Annotated in this window: 13 protein-coding genes and 5 pseudogenes; 12 read left to right on the plus strand and 6 right to left on the minus strand. The window is 59.0% G+C overall.

What is annotated here, in order from left to right; all coding sequences use genetic code 11:
- Positions 1-35 precede the first annotated feature (35 nt).
- The 3 genes from PH551_RS28955 to fni are packed head-to-tail and all read left to right on the plus strand — an operon-like array spanning position 36 to position 3,641.
- On the plus strand, positions 36-1,589 hold the full coding sequence (locus PH551_RS28955) for a hypothetical protein (protein ID WP_018247207.1): 1,554 nt from the start codon (positions 36-38) through the stop codon (positions 1,587-1,589).
- On the plus strand, positions 1,586-2,488 hold the full coding sequence (locus PH551_RS28960; protein WP_004671966.1) for a terpene synthase family protein: 903 nt from the start codon (positions 1,586-1,588) through the stop codon (positions 2,486-2,488). The genes PH551_RS28955 and PH551_RS28960 overlap by 4 nt, the downstream gene beginning before the upstream one ends.
- Complete coding sequence (gene fni / locus PH551_RS28965) at positions 2,454-3,641, plus strand: type 2 isopentenyl-diphosphate Delta-isomerase (RefSeq protein ID WP_198364251.1); 1,188 nt, start codon at positions 2,454-2,456, stop codon at positions 3,639-3,641. Before PH551_RS28960 ends, fni begins: the two co-directional genes overlap by 35 nt.
- Positions 3,642-3,829: 188 nt before the next feature.
- Here the strand turns inward: fni and PH551_RS28970 are convergent, their stop codons facing one another.
- The 4 genes and pseudogenes from PH551_RS28970 to PH551_RS28990 all read right to left on the minus strand — a co-directional run bounded on the left by PH551_RS28970 (position 3,830) and on the right by PH551_RS28990 (position 6,246).
- Positions 3,830-4,759: a polyprenyl synthetase family protein gene (locus tag PH551_RS28970; RefSeq protein WP_004671969.1), complete on the minus strand. Its 930-nt coding sequence runs from the start codon at positions 4,757-4,759 to the stop codon at positions 3,830-3,832.
- An 836-nt stretch (positions 4,760-5,595) separates the two neighbouring features.
- Positions 5,596-5,735, minus strand: a pseudogene (locus PH551_RS28980) (IS5/IS1182 family transposase); the annotation flags it as partial.
- Between the two features lie 86 nt (positions 5,736-5,821).
- Positions 5,822-5,938, minus strand: coding sequence for a transposase (locus PH551_RS28985; RefSeq protein WP_008536526.1), 117 nt, complete (start codon positions 5,936-5,938; stop codon positions 5,822-5,824).
- A gap of 32 nt (positions 5,939-5,970) precedes the next feature.
- Positions 5,971-6,246: a hypothetical protein gene (locus PH551_RS28990; protein ID WP_004671970.1), complete on the minus strand. Its 276-nt coding sequence runs from the start codon at positions 6,244-6,246 to the stop codon at positions 5,971-5,973.
- A gap of 1,614 nt (positions 6,247-7,860) precedes the next feature.
- On the opposite strand from PH551_RS28990, the gene PH551_RS28995 reads away from it, so the two are divergent.
- Positions 7,861-8,364 carry a helix-turn-helix transcriptional regulator gene (locus tag PH551_RS28995; RefSeq protein WP_018247203.1) on the plus strand — a complete coding sequence of 168 codons (504 nt, stop codon included), beginning with the start codon at positions 7,861-7,863 and terminating at the stop codon, positions 8,362-8,364.
- 512 nt (positions 8,365-8,876) lie between these two features.
- On the opposite strand, the pseudogene PH551_RS29000 reads toward PH551_RS28995, so the two are convergent.
- Positions 8,877-9,556: pseudogene (locus PH551_RS29000) on the minus strand (IS481 family transposase); the annotation flags it as partial.
- Between the two features lie 63 nt (positions 9,557-9,619).
- Between PH551_RS29000 and tnpA the strand changes: the two are divergent.
- The 4 genes from tnpA (at position 9,620) to PH551_RS29020 (ending at position 12,365) form a co-directional block, all read left to right on the plus strand.
- On the plus strand, positions 9,620-10,027 hold the full coding sequence (tnpA, locus tag PH551_RS33075; RefSeq protein WP_074063725.1) for an IS66-like element accessory protein TnpA: 408 nt from the start codon (positions 9,620-9,622) through the stop codon (positions 10,025-10,027).
- Positions 10,024-10,458, plus strand: a complete 435-nt coding sequence (tnpB, locus tag PH551_RS29010; RefSeq protein ID WP_018247201.1) for an IS66 family insertion sequence element accessory protein TnpB — start codon at positions 10,024-10,026, stop codon at positions 10,456-10,458. Before tnpA ends, tnpB begins: the two co-directional genes overlap by 4 nt.
- Positions 10,434-12,066 (plus strand): IS66 family transposase gene (gene tnpC, locus PH551_RS29015; RefSeq protein WP_100225622.1). Its coding sequence is split into 2 segments (ribosomal slippage): positions 10,434-10,906 and positions 10,905-12,066, totalling 1,635 coding nucleotides; the frame shifts between segments, so codons are not numbered across the junction. The genes tnpB and tnpC overlap by 25 nt, the downstream gene beginning before the upstream one ends.
- Entirely contained in the window at positions 12,066-12,365 is a 300-nt protein-coding gene (locus tag PH551_RS29020; protein ID WP_004671980.1) for a hypothetical protein, read from the plus strand. The genes tnpC and PH551_RS29020 overlap by 1 nt, the downstream gene beginning before the upstream one ends.
- A gap of 27 nt (positions 12,366-12,392) precedes the next feature.
- Here the strand turns inward: PH551_RS29020 and PH551_RS29025 are convergent.
- Positions 12,393-12,660, minus strand: a pseudogene (locus tag PH551_RS29025) (IS481 family transposase); the annotation flags it as partial.
- Between the two features lie 442 nt (positions 12,661-13,102).
- Here PH551_RS29025 and PH551_RS29030 point away from each other — a divergent pair.
- The 4 genes and pseudogenes from PH551_RS29030 (at position 13,103) to hisC (ending at position 16,085) form a co-directional block, all read left to right on the plus strand.
- Positions 13,103-13,609 carry a helix-turn-helix domain-containing protein gene (locus PH551_RS29030; RefSeq protein ID WP_004671987.1) on the plus strand — a complete coding sequence of 169 codons (507 nt, stop codon included), beginning with the start codon at positions 13,103-13,105 and terminating at the stop codon, positions 13,607-13,609.
- 528 nt (positions 13,610-14,137) lie between these two features.
- Positions 14,138-14,233: pseudogene (locus PH551_RS29035) on the plus strand (adenylyl-sulfate kinase); the annotation flags it as partial.
- A gap of 42 nt (positions 14,234-14,275) precedes the next feature.
- Positions 14,276-14,823 (plus strand): annotated as a pseudogene (locus PH551_RS29040) (adenylyl-sulfate kinase); the annotation flags it as partial.
- A 158-nt stretch (positions 14,824-14,981) separates the two neighbouring features.
- Positions 14,982-16,085, plus strand: a complete 1,104-nt coding sequence (gene hisC, locus PH551_RS29045; protein ID WP_004671991.1) for a histidinol-phosphate transaminase — start codon at positions 14,982-14,984, stop codon at positions 16,083-16,085.
- Positions 16,086-16,238: the final 153 nt, after the last annotated feature.

A 16,238-nucleotide genomic window follows, 5' to 3' on the forward strand; every position in this document is an offset into this window, starting at 1 on the left:
CTTCTCGTCAACTGCCTGCAGAGGGAACATCCCGCATGAGTGCGCTGTCCGAACAGATCCTTTCTGAATTGCGCCACTTGCTGAACGAGACGCGCGATGGCGGCAGCGTGAGTCCGTCCGTTTACGACACGGCGCGCGTTTTGCAGTTCAGCGGCAACGTCACCGGTCGGCAGAACGGATACGCGTGGCTCATGGCGCAGCAACAGGCCGATGGCGGATGGGGAAGTGCTGACTTCCCACTGTTCCGCCATGTACCCACGTGCGCGGCGTTGCTTGCATTGCGGCGTGCCGATTCTCTTCCCGGCGCTGCGGACGCAGTTCAGGCTGCAACGCGGTTCCTCGAGCGCCAGCCGGATCCCTACGCGGATGCGGTGCCGGAAGACGCGCCGGTAGGCGCGGAGCTGATCCTGCCGCAGATCTCCGGCGAGGCCACATCCTTGGTGGGCGACGTGGTGTTTCCGCGCTACCCGGCGCTGTTGCCGTTGCGGCAAGCGTGCCTGGTTAAGTTGGGGACGGTGGGACCGCTGCCGAGCGGCCATCCGTTGTTGCACTCCTGGGAAGCCTGGGGGACGTCGCCGACCACGGCATGCCTGGACGACGACGGCAGCATCGGCATCAGCCCGGCGGCAACCGCCGCGTGGCGTGCGCACGCCCTCACACAGGCGAGCGCGCCACAGGTCGAGCGTGCCGACAGGTATCTTCAGGCCGCATCGCGCGCGGCGCGCAGCGGCATCGAAGGTGTCGTTCCCAGCGTCTGGCCGATCAACGTGTTCGAGCCATGCTGGTCGCTGTACACTCTGCATCTGGCCGGGTTGTTTTCGCATCCCGCGCTCGCCGAGGCGGTGCGCGTGATCGTCGCGCAGCTCGATGCCTGTCTGGGCGTGCGCGGTCTGGGTCCGGCCTTGCACTTCGCGGCCGATGCGGACGACACTGCTGTTGCGTTGTGCATCCTGCGCCTAGCAGGACGCAACCCGGCTGCCGACGCGTTGCGCCACTTCGAAATCGGCGGGCTGTTCGTTACCTTCCCCGGCGAGCGCAATGCCTCGGTGTCGACCAACATCCACGCCCTGCATGCGTTCAGACTGTTGGGAAAGCCCACCGCCGGTACCAGCGCTTACCTTGAGGCCAATCGCAACGCGGACGGTCTATGGGACAATGACAAATGGCATGTTTCGTGGCTGTATCCCACCGCGCATGCAATCGCTGCGCTCGCGCAAGGCGCGCCCCAGTGGCGCGACGAGCGCGCGCTGGCGGCGCTGTTGCAGGCGCAGCGCGATGACGGCGGCTGGGGCGCGGGTCGCGCGTCAACATTTGAGGAAACCGCCTATGCGCTGTTCGCGTTGCACGTGATGGATGGGCGCGAAGAGCCGACAGGGCGCGCCCGCATCGCGCTGGCGGTCGCGCACGCGCTGGAGTGGATGCTCGCTCGCCATGAGGCGCATGAATTGCCGCAGACGCCGCTGTGGATCGGCAAGGAATTGTATTGCCCGACCCGGGTCGTGCGCGTGATCGAACTCGCCGGCTTGTGGCTGGCTCTTCGTTGGGGGCGGCGCATCCCGACCGAGGGAGCAGGAGGAATAGCGCAATGATCCCGACCGAAAGCGCGCTGCAGCAAGTACTGGAGTGGGGGCGTTCCCTGACCGGATTCGCCGACGAGCATGCCGTAGAAGCAGTTAGGGGCGGACAGTACATCCTGCAGTGTATCCAACCGAGCTTGCACGATATCAGCGCCCGCACCGGCCGAGATCCGCAGGACGAAAAGCTGATCGTGGCGTTTTATTGCGAGTTGGCGCTACTGTTTTGGCTCGACGATTGCAACGACCTTGGCCTGATCGCGCCGGAGCAGCTGGCCGCGGTGGAGCAGGCGCTGGGGCAGGGCGTGCCATGCGCGGTCCCCGGTTTCGAGGGCTGCGCTGTGCTGCGCGCTTCCCTGGCCGCGCTCGCCTACGATAGGCGCGACTATACTGAGCTTCTAAACGATACCCGGTGCTACTGCGCGGCGCTGCGCGCCGGACACGCGCAGGCGGCGGGGGCTGAACGCTGGTCGTACGCCGAATACTTGCACAATTCCATCGATTCGATCGCCTACGCGAACGTGTTCTGTTGCCTGTCGTTGCTATGGGGGCTGGACATGGCGACCCTGCGCGCGCGTCCGGCGTTTCGCCAGGTGCTGCGGCTCATCTCCACGATAGGGCGCCTGCAGAACGATCTGCATGGATGCGCCAAGGATAGGGCGGCGGGAGAAGCCGACAACGCTGCCATCCTGCTCCTGCAGCGTTATCCGGCTATGCCTGTGGAGGATTTCCTCAACGACGAGCTGGTCGGCCATGCGCGCATGCTGCACCGAGTGATGGTGAAAGAACGCTTTCCTGCACCATGGGGACCGTTAATCGAGGCCATGGCGGTCATTCGCGCGAAGTACTACCAGACCTCGATCAGCCGCTACGGCAACGATGCGGCGGGGGGAGGCCAGCGTGCGCCGGCGTGAACGCGCGGGAGGCGGCGGCGTGCGCGCGGCGCCCTCGGTCCGATCCGACGCAACGCCAACGCCCAATACGGCGGATCGAGCGAGCGGGTGCGACGACGCCCTGACCCGGCGCAAGGACGACCATCTGGACCTCGTGCTGGATCGGCGAACGGCGCCAGCCACGGTCGCTGCCGGCTGGGAGCAAATCCGGTTCGAACACTGCGCACTGCCCGAGCTGGACCTGACGCAGATCGAACTGCGCACATCGCTGTTAGGCAAGCCCATGCGTGCGCCGCTGCTGATCAGTTCCATGACCGGCGGAATGCCACGCGCAGAGGCCATCAATCGGCACCTGAGCGAGGCGGCGCAAGCCTTGGGGATCGCCATGTGCGTCGGTTCGCAGCGCGTGAGCCTGCAATCGCGCAATTCCCAGGGGCTGACGCGCGCCCTACGCCGCCTGGCGCCTGACATTCCCTTGCTGGCCAATATCGGCGCTGCGCAACTGCGCGAGGCCGACGGCCTTGATCTGGCGCGCCGGGCTGTCGATGCGCTGGAGGCTGATGGGCTGATCGTCCATCTCAATCCGCTGCAGGAAGTGCTACAGCCGGATGGCGACCGCGACTGGCACGGCGTACTGGCGCAGGTGGCTCGCGCCGCGCGTAGCGTGGGCGTGCCGATCGTGGCCAAAGAAGTCGGGTGGGGCCTGTCCGCCTCGGTGGCCTGCGCGCTCGTCGAGGCGGGTGTTGAGGTGATTGATGTCGCCGGAGCCGGCGGCACCAGTTGGGCCGCGGTGGAGGGCGAGCGCGCCCGCGATGCCGCCGGCCGTGCAGTGGCGATGGCGTTTGCCGATTGGGGGATCCCGACACCGGCCAGCTTGCAGGCGGTCCGTCGGGCACTGCCAACGGTGAAGCTTATCGCGTCCGGCGGGATCCGCGACGGCGTCGACGTGGCCAAGGCCATTCGCCTCGGAGCGGACATTGCCGGGCAGGCAGCCGGCGTGCTGCCGGCGGCTACGGTATCGACCGAAGCGGTCGTTGCGCATTTCGAGGTCGTCATCCGCCAGTTGGCCGTCGCCTGCTTTTGCACCGGCTCACCTGATCTGGCGACGTTGCGCCAGGCGCGCTTGTTGCCCTCCGCGCACTTGTTGCCCTCCGCGCATCCGCCAGTCGGATGATGCCGGCGTCGCCCGCTCTGTCGGCCGGCCCTCCAAGCTGGTTGCAAAAACCGTTAACGCTAAAGCTAGACCTCTAATCCACCTTGGCCCAGCGGTTCGATGCAGGGAACGAAGTGTTCATGAAGCAGCTGTTGACGATGAAGCGGTAATGATGCCGCCGGCTAGGTTATGCGTACCGTAACTCGGGCTTACAAAGGCGCGCAATCCAGCGCCGTTTGTTGAATCAGACCGGCTTTTCCCGGTCCAGCCACGCCTTTGCAAAGTGCATGATTAAGCCAGTCAACGAAGGACCGTTTTTGAGGGCTGGCAGGAATGGCGTCACCTATCTGTTCGAGATACGCATAAAATCTGGCGGCTGCGCTGTCCAATCCTTGGCCGCGAACGATACTGGGTCGATTCAGCTGCGTGTCCACGGCAGGCAATTTGCCAAGCACTTCTGCGCGGCCGACTGTATCTGCGATGTCGTCGGCGATCTGATACGCGTGCCCGAGCAATTCCCCCACCTTAGACCATGGGGCCGGATCTGCACCACTTGCCAGGGCACCGCAAGTGGCCGCCGCGACAAAGAGGGAGCCGGTCTTGTAATGGTGATAGCGGTCGATTGGGACGTGCGTCATTGCCTCCATCGACTGTCCGGCGATCAGTCCGTGACTGGGGCCGACCGCCTCCGCAACCACCTCGATCATGCGCGCGCCCAACTCAGGTGTTAGCGCAGCCTGCAAGCTGAGGTATTTGAAAGCCATCACAATCAAGGCATCGCCGGTCAAAACGGCGATAGGCTCTCCGAAAAGCCGGTGCACCGTTGGTCTGCCGCGGCGTAGCGCCGCGTTATCGAAGCAAGGCAAGTCGTCATGCACCAACGAGGCACAGTGCAGCAATTCAATTGCTGCCGCGGCTCTTGTCGCCAGCTCAGGATCTTTTTCGCCGCACACATAGGAGACTTTCAAGCAGAGCTTGGGGCGCATCCGGGAGCCCCCTGGAAACACTGCCGCGTCCAGCGCTCCACGCAGGTGAGCCGGCGCAGCCGGACTTAGAGCAGTATCCATGGCAGCTCGCAGTGCTTGCTCGATGAGCTTGTCGCTATCGCCAACCACGTCGGCTTGGTGATTCGAAATCATATCGCATCTCCACTTTTGAGACGAAAACGAAAACGGGCCTAGTCCAACCGGTGCCAAACAAAAGGCCGATTTCGCTGTGTCTCTTCAGGTTCTAGGGCACCGTTAAGTTTAGCGGATTGCGGCGGCCAACATGCGGCACCGGCGTGACCAATGAAACCGTGTGCCAGTGGGAGCCTTAACTCGGCAAGGCGATCTCCCACTGGAATCCCTTGAAGCAGTCTCATTCGCGGCGACATGACATCTGAACGTCGGTTACTTCGATCGCGCGCGAAGAACATTGGCTCCGGCGGAGCTGTCGGCCAGAATGGCATCGCTCTCAACGTCTTGATCCAAAGCTGAAGAGGCTCCCGCGCTGAGCAGTGGCTGGTGACAAAGCTCTTTGGATCGGCTGCACGCCGCCGCGCGTGATGATCGCTGACGAGCTCCGTTCGTACGGTACGACATGCGCGAAGATGGGCCTTACATCTAAAGGTGTTGGTCATCGTCGATAGTAGCCACTGGAGCTTGGACCGGAACCATTGCCGGCAGAGATCTGGGCTCCTACAAGCAATTGGTGTGCCACCAGATCATTGTTAGTGAATGTTTCAATGGCGACAGAAGGCGCCTTCCGGTGCTCCGTGTGTCGGGAGGCGCGGATTATGCCACTCCGCCTAGTATTTGAACAGCGTCAACCTTGCGAGCGATCCGTCCGAAGGCCAACCCAGCATTGGAGTGATTTGGGTTGAGGTCACAATGCACGTCGGCGCTTGCATCATGCCAGCCTGTCAATGTGCGCGATCGCACACGACTGTCAGCTTTGCGTCAATTACGATCGAACCGGTGCTTTTGACGTTTCCGAGGTTACGCTGCCGATAGACCCAGCGTGAGAAGACGACTGAGCCCTTCCAGTTGTTCTTCGGCGCGATGTTGCCGAAGCCTTACACTCGACCGGCTTGGCGAGGATTTCAGCGCTGCCGTAGCCCTTGTCGGCCGGCAGGAAACCGCTTCGAGAAGTCGGTCCCCTACCGCCTTTTGCTAGCGGACTAAAAGGGCGGAGCAGGTGGATCTATACAGCGCTTTCTTTCAAAGCCCTGGTTGCGCCTTGTGTTCGTCAGCGATCAGGAGCGCCTTCGGCTCGACATGCTTGGCGACGGCCGCCCATGCATCCTTGCCGTTCTCGTCCAGGATCACCCGCGTCACCGTTCTGTTCGGTGCATGGCGGTTGGCCTCCCTCAGCGCCAGAACTCACATGCGCTTGCCGTTCTGATTTTCCTTCTTGCGCCCGTCCTTGCGCTCTTCCTTCTTGTCACCTTGCGGAGGACGCCGCCCACATACTTGCCGTCGATCTGCACCGTACCGTGCAGCTTGATCGCATCACGGCGAAGGTCGGCTGCCTCCCGGAGCTTCTGCAGCAGGAAGTAGGCGGTCTTATACTGGACGTTGACCTTGCGGCTCAGATGGAGCGCCGCCATGCCCTTGGCGGCCGTGATCTCCTCCCAGATTGCCATGATGATCTTCTTGAATGAAAGCTTGCGGTTGGCGAAAACCGAAAATTCGGCGCGGCATTCCGGCTCCGAGCATCAGAACGACGACGCCGTACGGCTCCAGGCAGCCACAGCGAGGGCAATATGGCTTCCCGACGTTCTTGGGCCAACGGAAGTCGACGAACAGGCCGTAGGTGTCGTCCTCGGCTGCCCGAAGCCTCTCTCGGGTCAGGCCAGGCGCACTGGTCGTATTTCGAACCTCCGGTCTCCTGCGGAGAAGGCGTCGTAGGAATTCGGTCTCAGGATGGGAATTCGCTCCTGCAGCATGTTCAGGCTTCCGGTCGATACGCGAGACATAAGCAGACAACTCCGTCGTAAGGACGGAAGCGAAAGGTCAGTGCTCTATTCGTATCGATTTGAACATGAAAGGGCCCTTACCAGGAGAACGAAACCACGTTCAGGGGTTAGCACTTTCGTAAGGTTGTCAAACCCGTGCCCTTATATCGGGAGAAAATTCAATGTCTCAGAGCCAGACTACCCAGCGCAATCACTAATCCAGTTCAGTGAATGGGTCCAGATCGTGAGAGCTGTCTTCGGGTGACCGCGCCTCATGACGACTATTAACGACTCCTTCCCAACAATCGAACATCCGCAAGGTAGATTCACGTTCGAGCATCTTGTGCCTACCTCTGTATGCCTTACTGGGCAGGTAACCTTGCCGTTTCAGGCCCTGTCCTGACCTCTGGCCTTAATGATCTTGTTGTTTATTACCTTTTCCCGAGCAGATCAGACGAACACAACGTAGAACTGGTGGTAAAAAGCGCTGATCAGAAAGAAATTAATTTCAGCCGCATCAAGCGAAGGTGTAGCGTCTGCCAACTCGTAATAAAGGCTCATTTCCAGCAAATAAGGGTGCCCTAGAAACAAAAAAGGCCCCCTAAAGAAGCCTTCCCATGGCGTTTCCGCCGAACGCGTGTGCCTTACCGTGGTGTACCGACCTCTAAGGGTGCACCTGCAACAGCGACCTTTCGGAAGCCTCGTTGTCTGCTGCTTACAATGATGTAACCCTCACGGTCGACTATTTCAAGCCCTTTGTGTGGATGCGATAAGGTGGCGGCTTCGTTTAGCAAAGTTCACGTTTGTGGCACTTGCTCCATGATGCCGGAATTTTCAGAGAGCATCGAACCTACACGCTAGCGGGAGCGGTAACTGATATGGGTTCTTGGCTGAGTGATTTCCAGCACGGCGGAGCTTTCCCAGCTAGCCAAATGGGATATCGTGGGACGGGGAAATGGATCGGTTTTCGAGGATTATGTCTTATCGTCCTCAACGAAGACCGCTTAGAAGATGTTGAGCATTGAATGTGAATTTTCGCTCAAATTCGACGCAACCTAGATGATTCAGTGCCGGGTGCGGCCATAGCCGACTCATCTTTCATGGAACTGGGCCACCGGTCTAGCGAGACTGTTTTGAATGCATTCATGAAGCAATTTGGCTAAACTCTCAAATATTTGCTATAACGCAAAAAATGCCCAAAATGGGTATTTAAAACGGTTGTAGTCTGGCGATGGCAAGTGGTTCAAATCGGTTCAGGTTGGCTCAAGTCTACAACGAGTGGCAGGAAAATAGGGACGTGCGGTGACGGAAGATCTAGCAAGCTACAGAAGTTCGAGAGGCCTCGTCAGCACCGCCGATCCGGAGGTTGACAAGGCGATCTATCGAAAGCCAGGTTTCGGCGGCGAAATTACATCGTTGGGTCACATGGAGGAATTGATCAGCGCGTTCCTGAAAAAGACACGCGAAGCGCAGGGCCTGTCCCGCGCAGACGTTGCTCCAATGCTTGGTCTGTCCATCCCTGTATACGGACGCTACGAGCGGGCATTTTCCAAAATGACTGTTACTCGGATGATCCATCTGTGTGAGATTCTTGGCTTCATGCCTATCGATATGATCTTTGAAGCTGCGCCACATCTTTGGGGCCGCACATCGGAGGAGGCCGAGGATTGTCTCACACTGGCGAGGATTCTTAGGAGACTTCCGAACGGCACGACGCGCGATCTTATTCGGCTCCTGCAGCGAATGACCCCCGATGACGACGAGAGCGACAGAGGTATCAGTGATGTAGCGGAGCCCGTGAAGTGAGCTGGGTTTGTCTATGACGCCCCCAGTAGTTAGCAGTATTGGTGATAGCTGTCGCAGCCGACGCGCTGTCGTCGGTGTGCAGACACCCGCAATCTCACAACTTAGTTTTTCACTCGAATTTCCGTCTGATCAACAATACGCGCCGATTGCCCAATTTTTCGATCTTTGGTTGGCGTTGATCTCGCTCGATGCTCGAGCGATTCGTCGGCGAGCGACGCCAAGTCTATTTGCATGCGCTTTGCTTCGACAGTAGGGGCTGTGTTAAACTCCCTCGTTGGGTTTTCCCGCTCAATGCCATGTGGGTATTCGAGCCGCCGGCGCGCATGCTTTGATTTCGATTGCTGAATCTAAGCCCGTCCTCTCCGCGCCTCCGTTCCATCGCGCCGATCCTTTTTGCCATTCGGCTCGGAAATAGCCTTTTGACATCACGATCAGGTTCCGCGAAAACGGGGTCGAGTCGCTGAGACTGGAAACGCTGTTCATGGCTGTCGCCGTTCAGGTAAGGGCATCGCCTAGATGTTTAGTCCCGGCATTTATGGATGGGGTCGATGATGAATCGATCCGGCTCCAAAGTCCATTGTCTGCAGATGAACTCGTAAGGCGTAAGGCCCTTTAGCGTCTTGAGCCGGCGCCCGAAATTGTAGGCGTCGATAAAGTCAGCCAGATGTTTTTTCAACTGCGCATGATCGTCGTAGTGGAAGCGCTTGACGGTCGCCTCCTTGATCGTTCGGTTCATCCGTTCGACCTGTCCGTTGGTCCAGGGATGCTTCACCTTGGTCAGGCGATGCTCGATGCTGTGATCGTCGCAGACCCAATCGAAGATGTGCTGGAAGGCATTTCGATCACAAGCTCGGTTGGTGAACTGAATGCCATTGTCGGTCAAAACGGTGTGAATGGTGTAGGGCACTGCCGTGATCAGATTGCGCAAGAACTGAGCGGCATTCATCTTGCCGGCTTTGGTGTAGAGTTCCGCGAACGCGAACTTGGATGTTCGGTCAATTGCGACAAAGAGATAGAGCTTGCCCTCGGCCGTCTGCACCTCGTCAATATCGATGTGGAAGTAAGCGACCGGATAGCTTTTGAACTTCTTCTTCGGCTCCTTGTCGCCTCTGACCTCCGGCAGACGTGAAATGCCGTGGCGCTGCAAACACCTGTGCAACGACGAACGCGTCAGATGTGAAATGGTCGGCTGATGGTACCCATCCGGCGAAGGCCGTCTGTCCTGACTTGCTGATTGGCTTTAAGTCCATGCCTTATGTTATGCGCTACAATCATTTCCCCCATTGAGGTCTTGTCCGTCGACGATCTTGATCGCCGACGGGATTGGTCGGACGAAGAGAAGGTTCGGATCGTCGAGGAAAGTCTACAAGGCTTTCGGCAAGGCTCGGTGACGGCGCGGCGATATGGATTGTCACGGTCATTGTTGACCCGTTGGCGTTGGGAATACCGTAGTGGTCTTCTGAGCAGTTCCGCTACAACGGGCTTCGTGCCACTTACGATTTCGCCATCGGCGGCGGCATCTTGCGAGGTAGCCTCACGGCTGCGATTTGAAGACGACATGACGATCGAGATCGGCCTGCCGAATGGCCGACGGCTGACGATCCCAGCCTCGCTTGATCCGACCATTCTTGCCCGCCTGTTGCCCGTCGTGGATGGGTCATGATCGCGTTTTCCGCGGGGGTAAAGGTGTGGATCGCGGGCGGGGTGACGGACATGCGTTGCGGCATGAACAGCCTGGCGCTGAAGGTTCAGCAAGGTCTTGGCCGCGATCCTCATGGCGGCGAAGTCTTCTGCTTCCGGGGTCGCAAGGGTGACCTGATCAAGGTCCTCTGGCATGACGGCGTCGGCATGTCGCTTTACCTGAAGCGGCTGGAAGCTGGAAAGTTCATCTGGCCGGTCAGCCAGAATGGCTCCGCCGTGCCTGTATCGTCGGCGCAGCTCGGCTATCTCCTGGAAGGGATCGACTGGCGCAACCCGCGCTGGACGCAGCGGCCTTCGAAGGCAGGCTGGCCGCCTGCATTCCTCTGTTTTTGTTGGGCTTTCGGCATGCGGCATGGTAGCTTTCGGCCATGGATGATGCTGCTTCGGAGATAGCCAGACTGCGCGCCGCGCTTGCGGCATCGGAAGCGCGTGCCGCCTCTGCCGAGGCCGACCTCGCACAGGTGCGCGCGGTCGTGACGACGTCTGAGGCGATGATCCGGCATCTCAAGCTCGAGATCGCCAAGATACGTCGCGAGCAGTACGGCCAGAGCTCGGAGCGCCGCGCCCGGCTGATCGAGCAAATGAAATTGCAGCTCCAAGAACTTGAAGCCGACGCCACCGAAGACGAGATCGCTGCGGAACGCGTGGCGACGAGAATCACAAATGTCTCCGCTTTCGAACGCCGCCGGCCGGCCCGCAAGCCGTTTCCCGAGCACCTGCCGCGCGAGCGCCTGGTCATCGATGCCCCGTCGACCTGCACCTGCTGCGGCTCGCCCCGCATCGTGAAGATGGGCGAAGACATCACCGAGACGCTGGAGATCATTCCGCGCCAGTGGAAGGATCCAGACGGTGCGCGAGAAGTTCACCTGCCGGGACTGCGACAAGATCAGCCAGCCACCGGCCCCCTTCCATGCGACACCACGCGGATGGGCGGGACCCAACCTGCTGGCGACAATCCTGTTCGAGAAGTTCGGCCAACATCAGCCATTGAACCGCCAGGCTGAGCGCTACGCCAGGGAAGGCGTCGCTCTCAGTCTCTCCACACTGGCCGATCAGGTCGGAGCCTGCACGACGGCCCTGCAGCCGATCCATGACCTGATCCGTGCCCATGTTCTGGCCGCCGAACGGCTGCATGGTGACGACACCACCGTGCCGCTTCTGGCCAGGGGAGCAACAAAGCAGGCGAGGCTCTGGACTTACGTCCGCGATGACCGCCCTTTCGCGGGCGGCGCGCCTCCCGCCGCACTCTTCCACTTCTCTCCCGATCGCGAGAAGACCCACCCCAACACGTATCTCGCCGGATGGCACGGCACCCTGCAAGCCGATGCCTATGGCGGCTACAACCACCTCTATCGTGCCGACCGCCGCCCCGCGCTGGTGATCAGCGCACTTTGCTGGAGCCACGCGCGGCGCAAATTCTTCGAACTCGCTGACATCGCCGGCAACGTGCGCAAGGGCAAACCTGCCCACGAGATATCGCCTGTCGCGCTCGAGGCCGTTGCCCGCATCGACGCGCTCTTCGACATCGAGCGCGGCATAAACGGAATGCCTGCCGAGGATAGGCTCGCAGCGAGGCTGCAACATGCTCGCCCGCTCGTCGAAGAACTGCACGATTGGCTCATGGCCCAGCGCGGGCAAATGTCGAAGCACAACCCCGTCGCCAAGGCGATCAACTACATGTTCGAGAAGGAGGGTCGCTGGGAAGCCTTCGCCCGGTTCCTCGACGACGGCAGACTGTGTCTGACGAACAATGCCGCCGAACGAGCCCTGCGCGGCGTTGCTCTCGGAAGAACGGCATGGCTATTCGCCGGCTCCCAGCGTGGAGGCGAGCGTGCCGCTTTCATGTATTCCCTGATCGTCTCGGCAAAGATGAACGATATCGATCCGCAGGCCTGGCTGGCGGACGTGCTCGCCCGCATGCCCAGCCTTCCAGTATCAAGGCTGCCGGAACTATTGCCGTGGAACTGGTCCGCCGTAAGCGCCCGGCAGGTGGCGGCCTGATGGCGCGCCCGACGCATGTCTACACGATCGACTACGTTGCCACGCTGATTGGCGAGAACCTCGAACTCATCCAGGAGGTTGCCAGCAACTCCGACAACATCGACTATGGTGAGATGATCCATGCCCATGACGGCAGCGAAGAGGGCATCACGACCTTCACCGACCGGGGCATCGAAAGCTTGAAGGAGTTCCTCGCCGATATCCGCACCTGGGAAGGAGGTGTTCGGCAGTTCCTTGTCGACGAGCAATGCGATCGCGACAAGATCGAACGCATCATGGCAGACGAGCCGAAATCATAAGCCCTCGCGGCCTTCGCCGGATGGATACGGCTGATGAGCGTAGAGGCAATCATCGAGCGGCAGCAACGTGTGCCGGCGGAAGGCGACGATAGCGGCCTCTTCTTCGAGGGAAAGGGTCGTCGAGTGTGGGTCCTTGGGCCTGTAGGAAGGTCGACCAACGATGTCCGCTTCTTCCATTTCGCCACGGTTTTCTGGTTGATCCCGTATCGCTTCGAAAGCGTTCTCAGGCTCTCTTCACTATTGCTCGACGGATTGCCTCTGTCGTCGTGGCGCTCCCGTGTAGAACCTGGCCCATAGTGCTTCCCTCCATGCCAAGGAAAATATTGCACCATCAAATGCCGGAACCAAACACCAGAGCAGCCAGCGCGCGGAGCCGTGATTGGTTTGCCGTGAACCGAGAGCTCCGCGTGCAGGACAAAAGGCCACCATGCCCGCACACGACGTCCCGGGAGCTAGACGAGGAAATGAAGCGACCGTTATCACCAAAATCACTGAGGGTCATAGCCAATTTGGCGCAAGTGGATAATCCTTGCGTGAAGCGATTTCGGTGTGATCTATGTGTATGTACTTGCAATCACTGATATATTTTGGTGAACGATAGCTATCGGGTGAGGTCCGCGTGGCCCAAAATGCGCCAAATGAGATCGAAACGAAACATTGGTGGTTCCAAGCACATCACTTTCCGTATAAAGAGCTTCGGCGCATTTACCTCAGTCGGAGCAATGTCAGGACCACCATTGAAGCAATGGATTAATGAACTCGGTTTGCAACAAGTCGATGATCCAGGCATAGACAAGCCGGTCTATCGAAAACCTTTTGACGGACGGATTGCACTTAGCGCCGAACTCGAAAACTTGATCAGCATCAGCCTTCGCGAAGCCCGCGATAAGCGAAAACTCCCGCGCTCGAAACTGGCGCCCTTGCTTGGCATCACTAAGCAGGTCTACGGCCGGTACGAAAATGGAGTATCCCGCTTGACCGTGAGCCGACTGATTCATCTGTGTGAGGTTTTGGATGCCACTCCGGAAGAAATTATCGCCCCGGCGGCACCTTATCTTTGGGGCGAAACGGAAACCAAAGCGGTTCTGCTGCTGGCTACTATCGTGAAGTTGCGGACTTTCGATGAAGAGATCTTGCAAGATATTTTCAGCTTACTAAGCCGCATAGACGAGACCGGTAGCGATAGCGGCGATCGTGCCATGAAAGTCGCGTCTACCAGCGCCACTGCAGACGATCGCGAATAGGACGTAGATCGCTAGCTTCAATAAACAGAACGTGCGTCCCTGATGAAGTTCCATCAGAAACCGCGACCAACCGCTCGCGCCGTTGCAGGTTGCCGAAGCGAGCTTTGCGCAGGCGGTTAGGACTAGCTGGCGACCGTTCATCGCCACTCCGGGACATAGGTGGGTAAACCGGGGAGGGCGCAGTTGGGTCAACTGGTCCAACGTATCCCTGCTTTCGGCCGCTGGAGGGGACGCGCGGTCGTCTTTACGCCGCGAGTGCCAGGGAGGTCACGTCAAAGTCTAAGAAACCCGTATATTCGACATACAAAGCATCGATAATTCCATTCATACAATCCATTTTACCAATCTCCCGTGATGATGCATTAGGAATGATCTCAGACGCGAGTGACGGCGAAACATTTGACGATCCGGACTGGCTATAGCGCGAACCCGAGCAACGGCGCCGACATGCATCGGGGTGGCCACTGCTTCGATCGCACAGTGCGTGCTTCAAAAACAGCAGCAGGAAATACCAAAGGAGGTCTTTGCATGCGTTCTGAGGTGCGGTGGAAGCTGTGCTGGGAAAACGAGCTGGAACTCATCGACCACGTCGATCCTCCCGAGCTCTTTCGCAAAGCCCAAGGGCCGACCGGGGTCTTCAATTTCAGTGGCAGCCAAAGCTGGGCAAGGCGCGCCGACAACCTGCATTGGCAGGCGACCGACGCTGACAAGGGCGCGCGCGGCGATGAAGAGTCAGCAGCCAGCCGTCCTCCTTTTGTTCACTGGACTTTCCGGCTCCGGCAAGTCGACAATCGCCAATGCGCTCGACCGGCTGCTGCATGCCCACGGGAAGCACACCTACATCCTCGACGGCGACAACGTGCGCCACGGGCTCAATCGCGACCTGGCTTCAATCAACCCGATCGCGTCGAGAACATCCGCCGCGTTGCCGAGGTCGCCGAGCTGATGGAGGAGGGGAGCTTATTGAAATCCTCGTCGACACGCCGCTTGAGGAATGCGCGCGACGCGATCCGAAGGGGCTTTATCGGAAGGCGCTCGCCGGCAAGATCGCCAATTTCACCGGCGTTTCCTCGCCGTACGAAATCCCTGAGGGCGCTGAATTACATCTCGAAACGGTTGGCCACGACCCTGCGGCGTTGGCGTTTGAGATCGAACAGTTCCTCGAAAGGCGAATGGAGCAAGTGACGCATGAGTGTGAGAGTGGGGAGGCTTGACCATTGGCGGCTTGAAGCGGCCGCGGCGGTCCCTGGCCTATCAACTACGCGGCGACCGTAGCAGCCCGCAGGCGGGCCGCGCCAACGTCCGATGTGGCTTCAACAGGAGACAGCCGATCACGCGCTCACGACTCGGCTTACTGAAACGGAGAAAAGATATGGCTGATGCAAAGCTGCAAGCCGTGCTTTCGGCTCTTTCGCCGATGGCGAGACAGCTAAATGCGCTACCCTCCAATCAACCGGGGCGAGATGCGAACTGCGTTAAACTAAACACGAATGAGAATCCGTTTCCGTTGCCGATGATGGTGATGCAAAGTGCGCTGGCGGCCCTCGAACGGCATTATCTGTATCCCGAAGATGACAATCTGAGCTTGCGCGACGCAGCCGCCAGCGCGTATGGCCTCTCCCAGGATCAGGTGGTCGCCGGGAACGGCTCGTCGGAGCTGCTTGGGCTCATCTACAGAGCATTCCTCGACCCGGGAGATAGCGTTGCGATGATATCGCCAGGTTTTTCCTTTAACCGCAAACTGGCCAAGTTGCAGGGTGCCAGATTTCTCGAAATCGAATGGGGCGAGTCTTATTCTCTGCCAATCGAGCAGCTGCTTCTTGGTCCAGCAAAAGATGCAAAATTCATACTGCTGGCCAATCCGAACAATCCAACGGGAACCTTCGTTCCGGTGGCTGAAATCGACCGCCTCGTCGCGCAATCGGACCAGTTGATAGTGGTGGATGAAGCGTATGTCGACTTTGCACCCGATGATGCCCTGCGCCTTGTCGATCGTCATCCAAACCTTCTAGTATTGAGAACACTTTCGAAAGGCTTTGCAGCCGCGGGAATTCGCGTCGGTTTCGGCTTTGGTCATCCTGAACTTATTGGGAGGCTACGCAACCTGCAAAATGTCTTTAACATGAACGTGATCGGCCATGCGGTGGGCATTAGTATCCTTTCGCACCGCGCCGACTACGACGAGAACCACAGATATATTAAACATGAAAGACACAGAACGACCACTGCCTTGTCTCAATTGGGCTTTTCTGTCATTCCCTCCCACACAAACTTTTTGCTAGCTCGGGTGCCACCCGGACGAGATGGCAAATGGTGGCAAGCGTCTTTGGATAGGCAGAACATACTTGTAGCCGTCTTTCCCGATGCCGGTTTGGAAAATTTTATCCGCGTCAGCATCGGCACCAGAACCCAAATGGACGGGTTCCTTTCAGCCGCCAGGGACATCATTTCTGGAAGTATGAAGACGCAGAGCTAGGCGGTTAGAATTATTGGCCACACTGCTTGTCACTTGGAAACACCAGGTATCGAAGTCCATATTGTGGGATAAAGATCACAAATAAGCGCAAGACCGTAAAGCGTGTGCCGTCTCGATCCCGTTGATTACGCGTGTTATTGGCGCACGAGTGGA

The sequence above is a fragment of the Rhizobium atlanticum genome, assembly GCF_030182485.1.
Taxonomy (GTDB): Bacteria; Pseudomonadota; Alphaproteobacteria; order Rhizobiales; family Rhizobiaceae; genus Rhizobium.

Bases quoted from the DNA above. Each gene is read 5' to 3' on its own strand.
- tnpB (WP_018247201.1), top strand. From the start codon at position 10,024: ATGATCGCGTTTTCCGCGGGGGTAAAGGTGTGGATCGCGGGCGGGGTG.
- PH551_RS28955 (WP_018247207.1), top strand. From the start codon at position 36: ATGAGTGCGCTGTCCGAACAGATCCTTTCTGAATTGCGCCACTTGCTG.
- PH551_RS28990 (WP_004671970.1), bottom strand. From the start codon at position 6,246: ATGGCAATCTGGGAGGAGATCACGGCCGCCAAGGGCATGGCGGCGCTC.
- PH551_RS28970 (WP_004671969.1), bottom strand. From the start codon at position 4,759: ATGATTTCGAATCACCAAGCCGACGTGGTTGGCGATAGCGACAAGCTC.
- PH551_RS29020 (WP_004671980.1), top strand. From the start codon at position 12,066: ATGGCGCGCCCGACGCATGTCTACACGATCGACTACGTTGCCACGCTG.
- PH551_RS28960 (WP_004671966.1), top strand. From the start codon at position 1,586: ATGATCCCGACCGAAAGCGCGCTGCAGCAAGTACTGGAGTGGGGGCGT.
- hisC (WP_004671991.1), top strand. From the start codon at position 14,982: ATGGCTGATGCAAAGCTGCAAGCCGTGCTTTCGGCTCTTTCGCCGATG.
- fni (WP_198364251.1), top strand. From the start codon at position 2,454: ATGCGGCGGGGGGAGGCCAGCGTGCGCCGGCGTGAACGCGCGGGAGGC.
- tnpA (WP_074063725.1), top strand. From the start codon at position 9,620: ATGTTATGCGCTACAATCATTTCCCCCATTGAGGTCTTGTCCGTCGAC.